General features: G+C 60.4%; 15 protein-coding genes and 2 pseudogenes. 11 read left to right on the top strand and 6 right to left on the bottom strand.

Annotated features, from left to right (window positions below):
* Positions 1 to 26: 26 nt before the first annotated feature.
* Complete coding sequence (locus tag D3879_RS23215; RefSeq protein WP_119956579.1) at positions 27 to 2,474, bottom strand: acyl-CoA dehydrogenase; 2,448 nt, start codon at positions 2,472 to 2,474, stop codon at positions 27 to 29.
* A 195-nt stretch (positions 2,475 to 2,669) separates the two neighbouring features.
* Here D3879_RS23215 and D3879_RS23220 point away from each other — a divergent pair, with 195 nt between their 5' ends.
* From D3879_RS23220 to queF, 7 genes and pseudogenes are all read left to right on the top strand, one after another.
* On the top strand, positions 2,670 to 3,332 hold the full coding sequence (locus D3879_RS23220) for a transglutaminase-like domain-containing protein (RefSeq protein ID WP_119956580.1): 663 nt from the start codon (positions 2,670 to 2,672) through the stop codon (positions 3,330 to 3,332).
* Positions 3,333 to 3,501: 169 nt separating this feature from the next.
* Positions 3,502 to 3,696 (top strand): annotated as a pseudogene (locus D3879_RS27955) (glutathione S-transferase family protein); the annotation flags it as partial.
* A gap of 282 nt (positions 3,697 to 3,978) precedes the next feature.
* The gene (locus D3879_RS23230) at positions 3,979 to 4,911 is read left to right on the top strand and encodes an ABC transporter ATP-binding protein (RefSeq protein ID WP_119956581.1); all 933 of its coding nucleotides are present in this window, start codon (positions 3,979 to 3,981) and stop codon (positions 4,909 to 4,911) included.
* An 11-nt stretch (positions 4,912 to 4,922) separates the two neighbouring features.
* Positions 4,923 to 5,702, top strand: a complete 780-nt coding sequence (locus D3879_RS23235; protein WP_119957074.1) for an ABC transporter permease — start codon at positions 4,923 to 4,925, stop codon at positions 5,700 to 5,702.
* Between the two features lie 92 nt (positions 5,703 to 5,794).
* Positions 5,795 to 6,826, top strand: coding sequence for an efflux RND transporter periplasmic adaptor subunit (locus tag D3879_RS23240; protein ID WP_119956582.1), 1,032 nt, complete (start codon positions 5,795 to 5,797; stop codon positions 6,824 to 6,826).
* Positions 6,823 to 9,870 carry an efflux RND transporter permease subunit gene (locus tag D3879_RS23245; protein ID WP_119956583.1) on the top strand — a complete coding sequence of 1,016 codons (3,048 nt, stop codon included), beginning with the start codon at positions 6,823 to 6,825 and terminating at the stop codon, positions 9,868 to 9,870. Before D3879_RS23240 ends, D3879_RS23245 begins: the two co-directional genes overlap by 4 nt.
* Before the next feature lie 219 nt (positions 9,871 to 10,089).
* Positions 10,090 to 10,920 (top strand): NADPH-dependent 7-cyano-7-deazaguanine reductase QueF, encoded by an 831-nt coding sequence (gene queF / locus D3879_RS23250; protein WP_119956584.1) that lies wholly within the window; start codon positions 10,090 to 10,092, stop codon positions 10,918 to 10,920.
* A gap of 43 nt (positions 10,921 to 10,963) precedes the next feature.
* On the opposite strand, the gene D3879_RS23255 is transcribed toward queF, so the two are convergent.
* The 3 genes and pseudogenes from D3879_RS23255 to D3879_RS23265 form a co-directional block, all read right to left on the bottom strand.
* On the bottom strand, positions 10,964 to 11,227 hold the full coding sequence (locus D3879_RS23255) for a DUF4404 family protein (protein WP_119956585.1): 264 nt from the start codon (positions 11,225 to 11,227) through the stop codon (positions 10,964 to 10,966).
* Between the two features lie 74 nt (positions 11,228 to 11,301).
* Positions 11,302 to 11,884, bottom strand: a pseudogene (locus D3879_RS23260) (phosphonate degradation HD-domain oxygenase).
* Entirely contained in the window at positions 11,881 to 12,621 is a 741-nt protein-coding gene (locus D3879_RS23265; protein ID WP_119956587.1) for an HAD superfamily inactivated hydrolase PcrP, read from the bottom strand. Before D3879_RS23265 ends, D3879_RS23260 begins: the two are co-directional and overlap by 4 nt.
* 131 nt (positions 12,622 to 12,752) lie before the next feature.
* Between D3879_RS23265 and D3879_RS23270 the strand changes: the two genes are divergently transcribed.
* Entirely contained in the window at positions 12,753 to 13,472 is a 720-nt protein-coding gene (locus D3879_RS23270; protein ID WP_119956588.1) for a UTRA domain-containing protein, read from the top strand.
* Between the two features lie 184 nt (positions 13,473 to 13,656).
* A complete protein-coding gene (locus D3879_RS23275) occupies positions 13,657 to 14,358 on the top strand; it encodes an MlaA family lipoprotein (protein WP_119956589.1) in 702 nt (233 codons plus the stop codon).
* 73 nt (positions 14,359 to 14,431) lie between these two features.
* Here the strand turns inward: D3879_RS23275 and D3879_RS23280 are convergent, their stop codons facing one another.
* Complete coding sequence (locus D3879_RS23280; RefSeq protein WP_119956590.1) at positions 14,432 to 14,731, bottom strand: PilZ domain-containing protein; 300 nt, start codon at positions 14,729 to 14,731, stop codon at positions 14,432 to 14,434.
* Positions 14,732 to 14,947: 216 nt separating this feature from the next.
* Here D3879_RS23280 and rssB point away from each other — a divergent pair, with 216 nt between their 5' ends.
* Positions 14,948 to 16,132 carry a two-component system response regulator RssB gene (gene rssB / locus D3879_RS23285; protein ID WP_119956591.1) on the top strand — a complete coding sequence of 395 codons (1,185 nt, stop codon included), beginning with the start codon at positions 14,948 to 14,950 and terminating at the stop codon, positions 16,130 to 16,132.
* Between the two features lie 10 nt (positions 16,133 to 16,142).
* A complete protein-coding gene (gene rssC, locus D3879_RS23290; RefSeq protein ID WP_119956592.1) occupies positions 16,143 to 16,625 on the top strand; it encodes an anti-sigma factor antagonist RssC in 483 nt (160 codons plus the stop codon).
* 56 nt (positions 16,626 to 16,681) lie between these two features.
* On the opposite strand, the gene tal is transcribed toward rssC, so the two are convergent.
* Positions 16,682 to 17,608 carry a transaldolase gene (tal, locus tag D3879_RS23295; protein ID WP_119956593.1) on the bottom strand — a complete coding sequence of 309 codons (927 nt, stop codon included), beginning with the start codon at positions 17,606 to 17,608 and terminating at the stop codon, positions 16,682 to 16,684.
* Positions 17,609 to 17,935: the final 327 nt, after the last annotated feature.

The raw sequence follows: 17,935 nt of genomic DNA on the forward strand, positions 1-17,935 counted from the left end.
TAGAGCTCCCGGCGCCCGCTGTCCCGCTAGCGGACTTTACCGGGGCTGGGCTTGAGCTCGTCCTTGGCGAAGTCGTCGACATCGATCACCTGGCGCCGCGCGGCTTCGGCCTGGCGTAAGGTCTGCGCTTCTTCAGGGAGTAGTACTCCAGCTGTGAGCGCGGCGTCGATAACGTTTTCGCCAGCGGCCGGTTGTACCTGACCGCTCTTGAGCGCCTGCTGCAGTTTCTTCTGTAGTGGTTGGCTGGCGCTCAGCAGGTTGACGGCATGCTGCAAGGCGCCGACCGGGTCGCTTTGCGCTTGTGGGCGATAGCAGCCGGCGAGCAGCTCCTCCAAGGCTGGGTCGCCACTGGCGCGCCCGAGAATACCGGCGATCTCGGCATCCTGGACGTCCGATGGGCCCTTGTGGCGGCGGCCGAAGGGGAACACCAGGGCGCGCAACAGGCCGCCAAGTACCCGGTTGGGAAAGTTGCTGAGAAGTTCGTCGAGCGCTTTCTCGGCTTTTTCCAGGCTTTCTTCAAGTGCCCAGCGCACGGAAGGGCGCAGATATTCGGGATAGTCGAGGTCGTGATAGCGCTTGAGTGCCGCAGAGGCCAGATAAAGGTGGCTGAGTACATCGCCCAGTCGCGCGGATAGGCGTTCGCGGCGTTTCAGTTCGCCGCCGAGCAGCATCATGCTGAAGTCGGCGAGCAGGGCGAAGGCGGCGGCAAGACGGTTCAGTGCTCGGTAGTAAGGGCGGCTGAGGTTGTCACCAGGCACCTCGGCGAAACCGCCGAGGGTTAGGCTGAGGATCAAGCTGCTGGCGGTATTGCTGACGGCGAAGCCGATGTGTTGCAGCAGCAGTTGGTCGAATTCGAGCAATGCCTGATCCTGGTCCTCACGGCCGGCCAGAGTCATTTCCTTGAGTACATAGGGATGGCAGCGGATCGCTCCCTGGCCAAAGATCATCAGGTTGCGCGAGAGAATGTTAGCGCCTTCCACGGTGATGGAGATCGGCGCACCTTGCCACGCGCGGCCCAGGTAGTTATTCGGACCCATGATGATGCCCTTGCCGCCATGCACGTCCATGGCGTGGCCGATGCACTCACGCCCGCGCTCGGTCAGGTGGTACTTGAGGATGGCGGAGAGCACCGAGGGTTTCTCGCCGAGATCCACGGCATTGGCGGTGAGGATGCGTGCGCTGTCCATCAGCCAGGCATTGCCGCCGATCCGCGCCAGGGCCTCCTGAACCCCTTCGAAGGCCGCCAGAGGCACGTTGAACTGCTCGCGAATTTGCGTGTATTGGCCGGTCACTAGACTGGCGAATTTTGCCGCGCCGGTGCCGGCCGCCGGCAGCGAGATGGAGCGGCCGACTGACAGGCAGTTCATCAGCATCATCCAGCCCTTACCGAGCATGGCCTGCCCGCCAATCAGGTAGTCCAGTGGGATGAACACGTCTTTGCCAGAGTTTGGCCCGTTCATAAAGGCGGCGCCGAGCGGCAGATGGCGGCGGCCGATTTCGACTCCCGGGGTTTCGATGGGTACTAGTGCGAGGCTGATGCCGAGATCTTCTTGCTCACCCAGCAGGTGCTCGGGGTCGTAGGCCTTGAACGCCAGGCCGAGCAGCGTCGCGACCGGTCCGAGGGTGATGTAGCGCTTCTCCCAGGTCAGGCGCAGACCTGTGACTTCCTGGCCTTCCCATTGACCTTTGCAGATGATCCCGACATCCGGCATGGCGCCGGCATCCGAGCCCGCTAGCGGGCCGGTGAGGGCGAAACAGGGGATGTCATCACCGCGGGCCAGGCGTGGCAGGTAGTATTTGCGCTGTTCATCGGTGCCGTAATGCAGCAGCAATTCTGCGGGGCCGAGGGAGTTGGGTACCATCACGGTGGACGCCAGATCGCCGCTGCGGGTCGCCAGTTTCATCGCGACTTGCGAGTGGGCGTAGGCGGAGAAGCCTTTACCGCCGTATTCCTTGGGAATGATCAGGGCGAAGAAGCCGTGTTGCTTGATGTGTTCCCAGGCTTGGGGCGGTAAATCCAGCAGTTGGCCGATTTCCCAGTCGCTTACCATCGCGCAGAGTTCTTCAGTCGGGCCGTCGAGAAAGGCTTGTTCTTCTGCCGTCAGCTGCGCCTTGGGGTAGGCGAGTAGCGTGTCCCAGTTCGGGCGGCCGCTAAACAGCTCGCCGTCCCACCAGACGGTGCCGGCTTCGATGGCATCGCGCTCGGTTTCCGACATTGCTGGCAGTGTGCGCTGGAACCAGGCGAACAGGGGCGCGCTGATCAGCTTGCGGCGTAGTTCTGGCAGCACCAGCGGTAAAGCCACGCCAAGCCACAGCAGCCAGAAGATCGCCAGCAGCAATACAGGCGCGCGACTGAACACAGCCATCGCCAGCAAATAGGCGGCAACCACTGCCAGGGCAGGTAGCGGGGCGGTGCGACGGTGAGCCAGAAAGGCGACGCCGAGAACTAGAACGAGCAACCAGACAACGAGCATGCGGAATCCTCCATGGAGACAGCGTGGCTATAGCAGGTCCTCACGAGCTTAGTCGGCATCGGTAGAAGATGGCGACAAGAGCGGTAAGCTTGGCCGAATCGCGGTGAGCGCGGCAGGATGGGCGTCGTTAGACTGAGGTTCGCTTTGAGTGAAGCCCTGCCTTCATTGACGCTACGCCCCCCGGAGAGTTTCCCCATGCGCGAATACCTTGAACCCGGCCGCTTCATCGATAGTGACCACCCGATGCTAGTGGAGTTCGCCGAGCGCATGCGCGGCAGCAGCCGTGACCCGATCGAGCAGGCGGCGAGCCTGTACTACGCGGTCCGCGATGGCATCCGTTACAACCCATACGTCTTCAGTCGTGACCCGGAAACCTTGAAGGGCAGTCATGCGCTGTCGACTGGCGAAAGCTACTGCGTACCTAAAGCCACATTGCTGGCGGCCTGCGCTCGGCACTGCGGGATTCCCGCGAGAATCGGCCTGGCGGATGTGCGCAATCACCTGTCGACTCCGCGTCTGCTGGAATTGTTACGCAGCGAGGTGTTCGCCATGCACGGCTACACCGAGTTTTATCTCGAGGGGCGTTGGGTCAAGGCCACGCCTGCGTTCAACTTGACCTTGTGCAAATTATTCAAGGTGGCGCCGCTGGATTTCGATGGGCGAACCGACAGCGTGTTCCACCCGTTCAACCAGCAGGGCGAACGCTATATGGAGTACCTGGTCGATCATGGTCAGTTTGCCGATCTGCCTGAAGAGCTGTTTTTCAGCCACTTGGCGCTCTGTTATCCCCACCTGTTTGCGGCCGATGCACCAGTGGTGATGGGTGACCTGCAGGCAGAGGTGCAACCTGAACTATAAAAATGCTCGATAGATAACATCAGCCCCGCGGTCTTTATTCCTGCGCTCGCAGTGGTAGGGTGCCTGAGCTGGAAAAAGCCTAGGACGATCGAGCCGGAGGAGATTGCGTAATGCGGAAAATATGGGGACGAAAGAACTCCACCAACGCAAAAAAAGCCCTGTGGTGCGGGGCATCGTGCGTACCCCGGCCGATCAACGCGATCTTGCGGTGATTGCCGCTGCGCTACAGCGTTGTGCTGAGCTGCTCGGCATTCCTGAAAATACCCTGGCCAGGCAGCCTTTTCTGTCCGGTGAACACTTCGGCATGGGCGATATTCCGCTGGGTTGTTTCGCCTACGCCTGGTTCGAAATGCCGATCGAACGGGTAGGGCGGGTGAAACCCGCCGAGTACAAATAATAATGTCAGCCGGCTATCAAAATTTTAACCGCGCGGGTTTCACCCGGCCTACAAGGCTGGCAGCCTGGTATGAGCGGCTGAAGCAGCGTCCGGCTTATCGTCTGGCAGTGATGGCGGCGCTAACCTGACACCCCATAAAGCTTCAGCCTGCAAGCTATCTGGCGATAGACTTGGGTGGATTGTCCGGTTGTATTCAGCGGCTAGAGTCCTTAACTAAATCCATTCATTTTTTTGGCGTGTGTATCTCTTATGAGTTCTGCTCTGTCCATCCGGCAGTTGACCAAAACCTACGGCAATGGCTTTAAGGCCCTCCACGGTATTGACCTGGAAGTGGCCGAAGGCGATTTTTTTGCATTGCTCGGCCCCAATGGTGCCGGCAAATCCACCACCATTGGCATCCTGTCGACCCTGGTCAACAAGAGCAGTGGCACGGTGAACGTGTTTGGCCATGACCTCGATCGCAATCCGTCCGCGCTCAAGCGCTGCCTGGGCGTGGTGCCGCAGGAGTTCAACTTCAACCAGTTCGAGAAGACCTTCGACATAGTGGTGACCCAGGCCGGTTACTACGGCATCCCGGCGCGTATCGCCAAGGAACGCGCCGAGCAGTACCTGACTCAATTGGGGCTCTGGGACAAGCGCAACGCGCCCTCGCGAGAGCTCTCCGGTGGGATGAAGCGCCGCCTGATGATTGCCCGCGCGCTGGTGCATCAGCCGCGTCTGCTGATTCTCGATGAGCCCACCGCCGGTGTGGATATCGAACTGCGGCGTTCGATGTGGACCTTTCTCACCGAACTGAATGAGCAGGGCATCAGCATCATCCTGACCACGCACTATCTGGAAGAGGCTGAGCAACTGTGTCGCAATATCGGCATCATCGACCACGGCCGGATCGTCGAGAACACCAGCATGCGTGAGTTACTGAAGAAGCTGCATGTGGAAACCTTCCTGCTCGATCTCAAGGACTCGCTGTTGATTCCGCCGCAGTTGATCGGCTATCCCTCGCAATTGCTGGATAGCCATACCCTTGAGGTGCAGGTGGAGAAGAGCCTGGGGGTGAGCGAACTGTTTCGCCAACTGGCGCAGCAGCACGTTCAGGTACTCAGCCTGCGCAATAAAACCAATCGCCTGGAGGAGCTGTTCGTTTCCCTGGTGGAGAAAAATCTGGCGAAGGTGGCGGTATGAATTCGGAGCTAATTAATACCGAGCTGCAGGCGAACTGGGTCGCCCTGAATACCATCGTCTATCGGGAAATCCGCCGGTTCATGCGGATCTGGCCGCAAACCCTGCTGCCGCCGGCGATTACCATGGTCTTGTACTTCGTCATCTTCGGCAATCTGATTGGCCGGCAGATCGGCGACATGGGTGGCTTCACCTACATGGAATACATCGTGCCGGGCCTGATCATGATGTCGGTGATCACCAACGCCTACGGCAACGTGGTGTCGAGTTTCTTTGGCAGCAAATTCCAGCGTTCGGTCGAAGAGTTGATGGTGGCGCCGATCTCGCCACACACCATTTTGCTGGGCTACACCATCGGTGGAGTGCTGCGCGGCCTGGCGGTGGGGCTGATCGTCACCTTACTGTCGCTATTTTTCACCGAGTTGCAGGTGCATCACTTGGGTATCACCATTCTGGTGGTGTTGCTGACCGCGACGATTTTCTCCCTGGGTGGTTTCATCAATGCGGTGTACGCGCGCAATTTCGATGATATTTCGATCATCCCGACCTTCGTGCTGACACCGCTGACCTACCTGGGCGGGGTGTTCTATTCGATCAACCTGCTGCCGCCGTTCTGGCAGGCGGTGTCCATGGCCAACCCGGTGCTGCACATGGTCAACGCCTTCCGTTACGGCATTCTGGGCGTCTCGGATATCCGCATCAGCATTGCCATCGGTTTTATGCTGGTCGCTACGGCGGTGTTGTATGTGGTCTGCGTCCGCCTGCTGGTGAGTGGTCGTGGAATGCGCCAGTAAGCGGCCCTCATAAGCATAGGACGCATCTTTGACGGCGGAACTGCGCAAGACCGACCGTTAAACTCAGCCTCTACAAAACGATGAGGTTGGCTATGTTCACGTTTCCGCGCCCCTTGCTTGTGCCTGTCTTCCTGCTGCTGACTGCCGGCTGGAGTCAGGCAGAGGAAGCCCAGGGCCCACTGGTCGAGGTGGTGCAGCCGCAAAAGACTCTGGTGCGGGACGAACTGATTACCTTCGGTTCGCTGCGTTCGGACGAGTCGGTGATGATCCGCTCGGAAATCGTCGGGCGCGTGGACCGCCTGAATTTTAGCGAGGGGCAGGCGGTCAAGGCCGGCGACCTGCTGCTCAGCCTGGATGGCTCGATCGCCCGTGCCGAGTTGGCCCAGGCCCAGGCCAACCTGGATCTGGCGGAAAGGAGCTTCCAGCGCGCCCAGATGCTGTTCAAACGCGGCGCCAGCAACGCCCAGGCCCTGGACGAAGCCCAATCCCAGCAGCAAGCCTCGAGGGCCAGCCTTGCCCTCGCTCAGGCGCGTCTGGACAAGACGCAGATCCACGCTCCTTACGCCGGTGTGCTGGGGCTGCGTCAGGTCAGCCCTGGCGACTACCTCAGCGCCGGCCAGGACATCGTTAACCTGGAGGTGCTGGATCCGCTCAAGGTGGATTTCCGCATTCCGCAGAAAGCCGTCAGCCAGATCCGCCTTCGGCAGCCGATCGAGATCACCCTGGACACCTTCCCCGGTGAACGTTTTATCGGTGAGATCGCGGCGATCAACCCGCGGCTGGATGAAGTCGGCCGTAGCCAGGCGATTCGCGCCACCCTCGGCAACAGTGACCAACGCCTCAAACCCGGGCAGTTCGTGAAGGTCTCGGTGATCCTGGCCGAGCGTCCCGAGGCCCTGGTGATACCGGAGGAGGCGGTGATGCCGATGGGGGACAAACTCATGGTCAACCTGGTGATCGATAACAAGGTAGAGCTGCGGGAGATCCAGCTCGGCCGTCGCCGGGCCGGCCAGGTGGAAGTGCGCCAGGGGGTGAGCCTGGGCGACACCCTGATCAGTGCCGGTTGGCAGAAGGTCAGGCCGGGTATGTCGGTGCGCATCAAGCGTGCGAGAGATGGCACATGACGCTTTCGGATATCTGCATTCGCCGCCCGGTCTTTGCCACCGTGCTGTCGCTGATCCTGGTGCTGATCGGCTTGATGGCGTACGAGCGCCTGAGGGTGCGCGAATACCCGAATATCGATGTGCCGATCGTCACGGTGAACGTGATATATCCCGGCGCCAGCCCGGAGATCATGGAATCCCAGGTGGCGCAGCCAATCGAGGACGTGCTGTCCGGCATAGAAGGGTTGGACTTCGTCAGCTCCATCAGCCGCGCAGAGAATACCCAGATCACCGCGCAGTTTCGCCTGGGCAGCAATTCCGACGAGGCGGCCAACGACGTGCGCGACCGCCTGGGGCGGGTCCGAGGCCTGCTGCCGGACGAGATCGACGAACCCATCGTACAGAAGGTCGAGGCGGACGCGCAGCCGGTGATCTGGCTGGCCTTCTACAGCGAACGTTACTCGGCGATGGATATCACCGACCTACTGGAGCGGGTGATCAAGGACCGGTTGCAGACCATTGCCGGTGTATCCGAGGTGCAGGTGCGGGGGGCGCGCACCTTCGCCATGCGTATCTGGCTGGACCCGGAAAAACTCGCAGCGCACAACTTGACCGTGCAGGACATCGAAAACGCCTTGCGCCGGGAGAACGTGGAGATACCGGCCGGGCGCATCGAATCGGTGGAGCGCGAATTCACCGTGCTGGCCGAAACCGATCTGAAAACCCCGGATGAATTCAACAACCTGATCCTGGACGACTCGCGCGGCTACCTGCTGCGCTTATCGGATGTCGGCCATGCCGCGATCGGCGCCGCCGACGTGCGCAGCGTCGTGCGCTACAAGGGCCGCCCGGCGGTGAGCCTGGGGCTGGTCAAGCAGGCCACCGCCAACCCGCTGGATATCTCCGATGGCCTGGCCGAGGCCCTGCCGGAGGTCCGCGCACTGCTGCCCGAGGGTATGGAGATGGCGGTGGCCAACGACAACTCCCTGTTCATTCGCGAATCCATCGCCAATGTCTACATCACTATCTGGGAGGCAGTGGCGCTGGTCATCCTGATCATCTTTATCTTCCTGCGCTCCCTGCGTGCCACCCTGATTCCGCTGGTGACCATCCCTGTCTCGCTGATCGGCGCCTTCGCTTTGATGTCGCTGATGGGGTTCAGTATCAACACCCTGACCCTGCTGGCCATGGTGCTCGCGATCGGGCTGGTGGTGGACGATGCCATCGTCATGCTGGAGAACATCCACCGGCATATCGAAGCGGGCCTGTCGCCTATGCAGGCGGCATTCAAGGGCAGCCGCGAGATCGCCTTCGCGGTGATAGCCATGACCCTGACCCTGTCCGCGGTGTTCGCCCCCATAGGCTTTATGCAGGGCACTACCGGCAAGCTCTTCACCGAATTCGCCTGGACCCTGGCCGGCGCCGTGCTGGTGTCCGGCTTCGTGGCGCTGACCCTGACGCCGATGATGTGTGGCCGGTTGCTCAAAGCCCATCGGCCGAATCAGCGGCATAACCCTGTCTACAACTGGATCGAAGACTTTCTTCATGGCCTGACTGACCGTTACAGGCACCTGCTGGCGCGGGTCCTGGGCACCTGGGTGGTTGTGCTGGCATTGCTGTTGGCGATCTTGGTGGCCTGTGCATGGTTGTTCAGTGGGCTGAAGTCTGAACTGGCGCCGACCGAGGATACCGGCACCATTGTCGGCATCTTCAATGGGCCGGACGGCGCCACCCTCGATTACACCAGCCGTTATGCCCGTCAGCTGGAGCAGGCCTATGCCAGCATTCCCGAGACTAACCGTTACCTGGTGATCGCCGGTTTCCCGACTGTGGCCCAGGGTATTTCCTTTATGAAATTGGAGGACTGGGCGGACCGCACGCGTAGCCAGTTCGAGATTCGTAATGAGCTGCTGCCTAAGCTGCAGGACATTACCGGCATCCGGGCCTTTCCGGTGAATCGTCCGCCCCTGGGGCAGAGCGCCCGCACCCAGCCAGTGAACCTGGTGATCCGTTCCTCTCTGGAATACGCCGAGCTGCAGGTATATGTCGAGCAGTTGCTGGCCAGGGTACGGGATTATCCGGGGCTGGAAAGCACCGACAGCGACCTTAAGTTGAACACTCCGCAGCTTAAGATCGAGGTCAATCGCGAACAGGCCGTGGCCGTCGGCACCGACGTGGCGACCATCGGCCGCAGCCTGGAAAGTCTGTTCGGTAGTCGACAGGTCACCCGCTTCAAACAGCATGGCGAGCAGTACGATGTGCTGGTGCAACTGGCGAATGTCGACCGCAGCAACCCCGCGGATCTTGATCGTGTATATGTGCGCGGTCGCGAAGGCAGGATGGTTCAGATGTCGAACCTGATCGAGGTGCGCGAGACGGTGGCGCCTCGTGAGCTCAACCACTTCAATCAACTGCGTGCGGTGACCATCAGCGCCAACGTCGGCGTCGGTTTTACCCTGGGCGAGGCTCTGGCCCACCTGGAGAACATGGCGCGCGAAGTCTTCCCGGCGGACACCCAGTACGACTTCACCGGCACCTCGCGGGATTTCAGGGAATCCAGCGCCGGCATCGCCCTGATCTTCGCCCTGGCCCTGGTGTTTATCTACCTGGTGCTGGCGGCACAGTTCGAGAGTTTCACCGATCCGTTGATCATTCTCTTCAGTGTGCCCCTGTCCATGGTCGGTGCTTTGCTGGCGCTGAGCCTGTTCGGTGGCACGCTGAATATCTACTCCCAGATCGGCCTGGTGACGCTGATCGGCCTGATCACCAAACACGGCATCCTGATCGTCGAGTTCGCCAACAAGCTGCTGCGTGAAGGCGAGGAGTTGCGTGCGGCGGTGATCGACGCTTCGGTGCAGCGTCTGCGGCCGATTCTGATGACTACCGGCGCCATGGTGCTGGGTTCGCTGCCCCTGGTGATCGCCAGCGGCGCCGGCGGCGAGAGCCGCCAGCAGATCGGTCTGGTGATAGTCGGAGGCCTGCTGGTCGGTACCTTTTTTACCTTGTTCGTGATCCCGACCCTGTACCTGCTGCTGCGTCGTTGGCGGCCGTTGCGGGTAGGATAGAAGGGCATGCCACTCGTGTCCGCTGGTGACCCTTGAGGCCTCGCAGGGGCCCCGGCATAGTGCGCGGCAGGTCTTGGATTCGACTTCGGCGATCGGCAGGTACACCGGGGCCTCCTGTCCGGTTCGGTCCTCGCAACGTCAGGCCGACTTCGGCCCCGGCTGAAAACGCGGCGGAAACTGTATACACTTGCCGCGTTTTGACTAGCCAGGTTTTCCGTCATGCATCCCGCTGCCGAACATTCGCCGCTGGGTAAATCCAGCGAATATATCGCCACCTACACGCCGTCCTTGTTGTTTCCGATTCCGCGCGCGGCCAAGTGGGCCGAGCTGGGGTTAACGGCGCAGACGCTGCCTTATCAAGGCGTGGATTTCTGGAACTGTTTCGAGCTGTCGTGGCTGCTGCCCTCAGGCAAACCGGTGGTAGCCATCGGCGAGTTCGCGATTCCGGCGGATTCGCCGAATATCATTGAGTCCAAGTCCTTCAAGCTTTACCTCAACTCGCTGAACCAGACTGTGTTCGCCGATTTCGCGGCCCTGGTGGCGGTGCTGGAAAAAGACTTGTCTGCGGCAGCCGGCAAGGCGGTGGCGGTGCGGGTGCGCAGCCTGAACGAGGTGGAGGCAGAAGGCGTGGCGCCGCTGCCCGGTGTGTGCATCGACGAGCTGGATGTAACCATCACGGGCTATGAGCACCCGCAACCCGAGCTGCTGCGCTGCGATGCGACGCAGGTCGTCGAGGAAAGCCTGCACAGCCATCTGCTCAAATCCAACTGCCCGGTCACCGGTCAGCCAGACTGGGGCAGTGTAGTGGTGGAGTACCGTGGTGCGGCGCTGGATCATGCCAGTTTGCTGGCCTATTTGGTGAGTTTCCGCCAGCACGCGGACTTCCATGAACAGTGTGTGGAGCGCATTTTTCTCGATTTGCAGCATCTGCTGCGGCCGGAAAAGCTGACGGTGTACGCGCGTTATGTGCGCCGTGGTGGGTTGGACATCAATCCCTACCGCAGTACAGGGCCGATCAAGCCGGATAATCGCCGGTTGGTGCGCCAATAACGGAAAACCCCGGCCGCGGCCGGGGTTTTTGCTTGCTGGGGATCTAAATCCCCATGTTGGCCAGGCTTTGCACAATGTTGCGCAGGGTGGCGGCCAGGGTTGGGTGCTCGACTTCGAAACGCTCCACTGCGAGATTCACGCCATCCACCAGGCTGGTATCCGGCGCGCTGGCTTCGCGCTCAAGTTGCAGTTCGATCTGCTTCGCCAGCTCCAGCAGATGCGCATATTCCTCGGCGGAGAGCGGCGGGCCTTTTTCCAGTTGCTCGCGTAGTTGGTTCAATTGCTGCTGCAGTTCGCGGGCAGGCATGGCGTTCTTCCTCCGTAAATAGGCAAAAGCATTGACCCTGCGCGTAACGCGAAAGATCCCTGCCTCTCTAGAGGTTAATCCAAGCGCGGCAGCTTTGCCTGATCTCGATCAAGCGCGCAGCAGACGCTCCAGCGCTGGATAAAAGTGTTCGAGTGCCGGTGTGCGCATGCTTGGGTCCTTGGCTAGGTCGTCCAGACGGCGTAGAACCAGGGCTTCCTGGGCGAACGGCGCGCGTAGAAAGGCCTCCGCCTCGCGCCCATCAAAGGGGCCACCTTGCAATTCCAGACTGTGTCGCGAAGCTGGCGATAGCTCTGCATGGTAGGCCGCGTCCGTCGCACAGAGATAACGCTTAGCGGCGACATGCAGACGAATAGGCTGCCACACGGCCTCCGGCAGCAGGGGACGCAGTAGCTCGCCGGCACGCTCCTCGTGGCGCAGATCGTGTTGCTCGATTTCCTCCGGGTCTTCATAGAGGTGAGCGATATCGTGCAGCAGTGCGGCAACCACCTGACTCTCGCTACAGCCAGAGCGTTCGGCCAGGGTGGCACACTGCAGCGCGTGTTGCTCTTGGCTGACGGCCTCACCATAGGGCTCGGCGCCACGTTGGGCGAAGAGTTCAGCCAGTTGCTCGGTAAAATGTTGGCGATTAAGAGTCAAGGTTTCTCTCCTTTCTGTCGGCGAATGGCAAGGTCGGTCAAGCTTGGACCCAGTTCGGCCAGATGGTCGACTACCGAGTGGACCCCCAAGCGGTACAACTCGAGGGTGGCCTGTGCGCGTAATTGATCACGTTCGACTGCCGGGAGTGCCTGCCAGTCAGCAGGTGCCTGGTTGCACAATGGCCCACAGGCCGCTAAGCCGACTGTCCAGAGCCCGGCATTCAGCCCGGCCTGCAGCAAACGCGGTTCACCGCTGATCAGTACGCAACCGGCAAGATTAGCCACCTTTAGCTCCATCAGCGTCTGCCAGCAGGCATCCGGTGCCGGCCAGGGCCGAGTGTTGCAGATTTGTGCCGCGTGTAGCCAGCTGGGCAGGGGGGTGGCCAGGCGGATGCTGGCATCGCGCGGCAGTTCATCGAGCCAGGCACAGGGCACGCCTTGCTGCTGCAGTTGCTCGAGTAGCGCCAGTGCACCCGGGGTGACTTCGGCGTGTTCGCTCGCGGTCTCCACCAGCGTCTGATTCAGGCCGAGTAACTCCGCGGGCTGCGGGTCGCGCCCAAGTACTGCGGCTAAAGCCGTGGCTGGCGCCAGTTGAGTGGGCAGGCGCTGGCTGGCGGCGCCGGGGCAGAGGCGCAGTAGTGTCACCGGCAAGGTGCGTGCGCCGAAATCCACCAGGCAGCCGGACAGGCCGAACAGCACAGCGGTAAAGGCATGGGGAGGCGTAGCGAGGGGCGGCATGGCGAGCATCCGGGTAGTTGGTCTAGTCCAAGGTAAACAGCGCAGATGACGGTTAGATGAAGGCTGCGTGACGGGCACCGCTAGCGCCCGCCTATCGATATAATCGCCGTGCCAAGATTTGAGAGCTTCTTATGCCGGTTAATCAGTCCCCGCAATACCTGCGCATTCGCGACCAGTTGGCCGTGGACATTGCCCAAGGCGTGTTCGCCACCAATAAGCTGCCGTCGGAGCGCGAGTTGGCGGAACGTTTTGCTTGCACTCGCGTCACCCTGCGTGAGGCACTGCAGCAGTTGGAGGTCGAAGGGCTGGTGTATCGCGAGAACCGCCGCGGCTGGTTCGTCGCGCCGCCACGAATTCGCTACAACCCGACCCGGACCACCGGTTTTATGGAGTACGTCACCGCCCAGGGGCGAGTGCCGCGCACGGAGACCTTGCTCGCCGAATGTCGTCCCGCTGGTACCTGGCTGGCGCAGCGTATGGCGGTGGCCGAGAGCGATCTGGTGTTCTTTCTGCAGCGTCGGCGCTGGGTCGACGAGCGCCCGGTGCTGATTGAGCTGATCGCTCTCGATGCCAGCTGGTGTCCAGGATTGCTCGAGCATGACCTGGACACTTCGCTGATGAACCTGTTGCGCGAACGCTTTGACTTGGTTCCAGCGCGCTGCCAGCTGGCCATGCACCCGACGGCATTGAGTGCCGCACAGGCAGAGCCTTTGCAGTTGGCGCCAGGTTCGCCGGCGCTCTACCTGGAGCGCTTGAGCTTCGCCCGGGACGGGCGGGCTGTGGAGTTCGATCAGGAGTTCTGGCGTCCAGATGCCTTAGAAATCGAGCTGGAGGCTATTTACTCGGATTGAGAGCTGCTCTTGCACAGGTTCTGACTGACTACTGCTGAGTTCGACCCAGAGCAGTTTTCAGTGTTTTTTCTCGCTGCGGGGAGCATCGCTATGCTGCCAAAACAGGCGTTTGTGGCTTTATACTGCGCCGCCTACATGGCTGCCTCAGGGGCGCCACACTACTTTTCTCACGGAGAGACTGCAAATGCGTTTGATCGCCACGAGCTGGGTCGGTCGTCTAGGCCAACTTTTTGTTTGTGCCAGCTTGGCGCTGTTGCCAGTGGTGGCGCAGGCCGCTGAAGAGGACCCGTGGGAGGGCTTCAATCGCGCGATGTTCCGTTTCAACGATACCCTCGACACCTATGCGTTGAAGCCTCTGGCGCAGGGCTATCAGGCAGTGACTCCACAGTTTCTCGAAGATGGCATACATAACGCGTTCAACAACGTTGGCGATGTCGGCAACCTGGCCAACGACCTCCTGCAAGGTAAAGTGCAGAACGCTGGCGTTGATACCAGTCGCCTGATATTCAACACCACCTTCGGTTTGCTGGGCTTCTTCGATGTGGCCAATGAAATGGGCCTGCAACGCAACGATGAAGATTTCGGTCAGACGTTTGGCGCCTGGGGCTTGGGCAGTGGCCCTTATCTGGTCTTGCCGCTGCTGGGGCCAAGCACTGTGCGGGATGCCGCCGGCAAGATTCCTGATAGCTTCCTCGAACCCTATCCGTACATTAATGATGTGCCAGCGCGTAACGTGACCCGTGCGGTGGATGTGATCGATACTCGCGCCAGCCTGCTGTCGGCTGAGAAGTTGATCAGCGGCGACAAGTACCTGTTTATCCGTAACGCTTTCCTGCAGAACCGAGAGTTCAAGGTGAAGGACGGTCAGGTCGAAGACGATTTCTAACGCTTGTTGCAGATTTAACAGTTCCAGATATGACAAAGGCGGCTTAGGCCGCCTTTGTCATATCTGGTGTGTGCTATTTCATCGACAGAATTGCCAGCCCCAAGGATTGGCGACCATTCCCCAGCGCGGTAACCCGTACCACCTCAGCTTCGGCGTCGAGGCCTTTGAGTTCGTTGTGCTCGGAGGCGATATGCACCCGAACCTTCTCCCCCATGCTCACCGTGCTCTCGGCTTCCAGTTGCATGCCGGTGCTAGACAGGTCGAGGCACAGCGCGGGGATGTCCCGGCCGGCGTGCTGCAAAGTGACGGGTGCTTCCAGTTGCATGCGGATATAGTCGCGTTTCTCGGTGTAAGCATGATCGCTTTGGCTCATTGACCCGATCCTCTGGTTTTATAGGTTCTCCCTTGGTTCTTATAACCTTCGTCTATTTAAGGTGTAAAGGCGCCTGACGACGATCGGCGTAAGCTTGAATCGATGAACGGATGGGAGTACCGTCTGCGCCTTGAAGTGATCTCCGAGTACACGCGTCCTGGCTTATCGGCCTGACGCTTATGCCAACTATCCCTGGCGCCGTTTGCCTGGTACCCCATGCACAATTCCAGTGCCTCGCTGCTGATTATTGATGACGACGAAGTAGTGCGCGCGAGCCTCGCGGCCTACTTGGAAGACAGTGGCTTCAGCGTCCTGCAAGCGAGCAATGGCTTGCAGGGACTGCAAGTCTTCGAGCAGGAAAAACCCGATCTGGTGATTTGCGATCTGCGCATGCCGCAGGTCGATGGCTTAGAGCTGATCCGCCGAATCAACGCGTTGGAAGTCGAGACGCCGGTGATCGTTGTCTCCGGCGCCGGCGTGATGAGCGACGCGGTCGAAGCTTTGCGCCTTGGCGCCGCCGACTACCTGATCAAGCCTCTAGAAGATCTCGCCGTACTTGAGCACTCGGTGCGTCGTGCGCTGGATCGCTCGCACCTGCGGCTGGAAAACCGCCGCTATCGCGAGAAGCTCGAGGTGGCTAACCGCGAGCTGCAAGCCAGTCTGCATCTGTTGCAGGAGGATCAGAACGCCGGGCGGCAAGTGCAGATGAACATGCTGCCGGTGACGCCCTGGGCGGTCGACGGGCTGCAATTCGCCCATCAGATCATTCCTTCGCTGTACCTGTCGGGTGATTTCGTCGATTACTTCCGCCTTGATGAGCGGCGCATCGCCTTCTATCTGGCCGATGTGTCCGGGCACGGCGCTTCCTCAGCGTTCATCACCGTGTTGTTGAAATTCATGACCACTCGGCTGCTGTACGAGTCGCGCCGCGGCGGGGTGCTGCCGGAGTTCAAACCTTCGGATGTGCTCGGCCATATCAACCGCGGGCTGATCAACTGCAAGTTGGGCAAGCACGTGACCATGCTCGGTGGGGTGATCGATGAGCAGAGCGGTAAGTTGACTTACAGCATTGGCGGTCATCTGCCGCTGCCTGTGCTGTATAGCCAAGGTGCGGCGCACTACCTCGATGGGCGTGGTCTGCCGGTGGGCTTATTTAATGAAGCGACCTATTCCGACCATGTATTGGAACTGCCTGAGTCATTCAGTTTGACCTTGCTCTCGGACGGCATTTTGGACCTTTTGCCGGGCGATACACTCAAAGAAAAGGAAGCACTGTTACCGCAATTGGTATGCACGGCGGGCGGCAGCCTGGATGGCCTGCGCCAGGTGCTTGGGCTGGCCAATCTAAGTGATATGCCAGATGATATCGCCTTGCTGGTGTTAAGCAGGAACCTTGCATGAGTACCGCTGCATGAGTACCGGTAGAATTCAATTCGCCGAGCAGAACGGCACCTTCGTTCTCAAGTTTGTCGGTGAAGTGCGCCTGACGCTCTGTTCAGCGCTGGATGCCACGATTGAAAAAATCTTCACTGCGCTGAATTTCTCGGCGATCGTCATCGATCTGACGGAGACGCGCAGTATCGATAGCACGACGCTGGGTCTGCTGGCTAAGCTGTCGATCCTCTCGCGGCAGAAGATTGGCCTGCTGCCGACGGTAGTGACGACTCACCCGGATATCACCCGGTTGCTGCAGTCGATGGGCTTCGATCAGGTGTTCAATATTGTCGATCGACCCGTTCCCTGTCCTGAGAGCCTGACTGACTTGCCGTCGCAGGATCAATCGGAAGAGGTGGTGAAAGCCAAAGTGCTCGAAGCACACCGTATTCTGATGGGGCTGAATGACTCCAATCGCGAAGCTTTCCACGACCTGGTCAACGCGCTCGAGCGCAGCTGACTCAGCTATCTGCATGACAGCGCGCGATGCCTTATGGGCCTCGCGCGCTGTGCTTTCTAGCGTTTGGCGGCGAGCAGGGCTTCGAGTTTCTCCTGGTCGCGGGCGAACAAGCGGATTCCTTCGGCCAGTTTCTCGGTGGCCATAGCCTCTTCATTCAGCGCCCAGCGGAAGCGGCCTTCATCAAATGCCTGGCGTGCTTCGCCAGGGTTGCCCACGGCCAGTTTGCGTTCCAACGGGCTCTGGTCGTCCGCCAGTTGCTGCAGCAGTTCGGGGCTGATGGTCAGGCGGTCGCAGCCGGCCAATTGCTCGATCTGCCCCAGATTGCGGAAGCTCGCGCCCATGACCACGGTGCTGTAGCCGTTGGCTTTGTAGTAGTTATAAATCCGTGTAACAGATCGCACACCCGGGTCATCCGCCCCGACAAAGTCGCGGCCTTCGGCTTTTTTGTGCCAGTCGTAGATACGTCCGACGAAGGGCGAGATCAGGAAGATGCCGGCGTCGGCGCAAGCGGCGGCCTGGGCAAAGGCGAACAGCAGGGTCAGGTTGGTCTGGATGCCGGCGCGCTCCAGTTGTTCGGCCGCGCGGATACCTTCCCAGGTGGCGGCGACCTTGATCAGCACACGCTCGCGGCCGATGCCGGCCTGGTCATACAGGCCAATCAGCCGTTCGGCGCGGCGCAGGGTTGCCTGAGTGTCGAATGACAAACGTGCATCGACTTCGGTGGAGATACGCCCCGGGATCACCTCGAGAATTCCCTGACCGACAGCGACCGCAAAACGATCGCAGGCCAGCCCCAGATCGCCGCCACAGCCGGCTACCGCGTTGTCCAATAACTCGGCATAGCCGGGCATAGCGGCGGCCTTGAGCAGCAGCGAGGGGTTGGTGGTGGCGTCTACCGGTTTGAGGCGGGCAATGGCGTCGATGTCGCCAGTGTCGGCGACCACGGTAGTGAACTGCTTGAGTTGATCTAGCTTGGAGGTCATAGCAAAGCCTTGTCGTTGCGTATGCTATGACCTTACCCGAGCTGTCGAAGCCACTCAACGAATGCATACTGCCATCAGTTGCTTCAGTACCTGTTCATGGTCGTCGCTAGCGCAGGTCAGGGCCGCACCCGTTCTCGAAAATGCTCCCGGCATTTTTCCTACCTCCCCCATCCATGGGGTCGCCTACGGGTAGCGGCATTCCCCACATCCATGTGGGTCACAAGGCATAACAACAACAGGCGAGGACGCGGAATTTACGAGCTGTAAATGAGCAGTACTCGTTTCACTCGCCCTCCGGGCCGTCCTGCGGACGTTCTCCCGCAAGCG

The sequence above is a fragment of the Pseudomonas cavernicola genome (genome assembly GCF_003596405.1).
Lineage (GTDB): Bacteria > Pseudomonadota > Gammaproteobacteria > Pseudomonadales > Pseudomonadaceae > Aquipseudomonas > Aquipseudomonas cavernicola.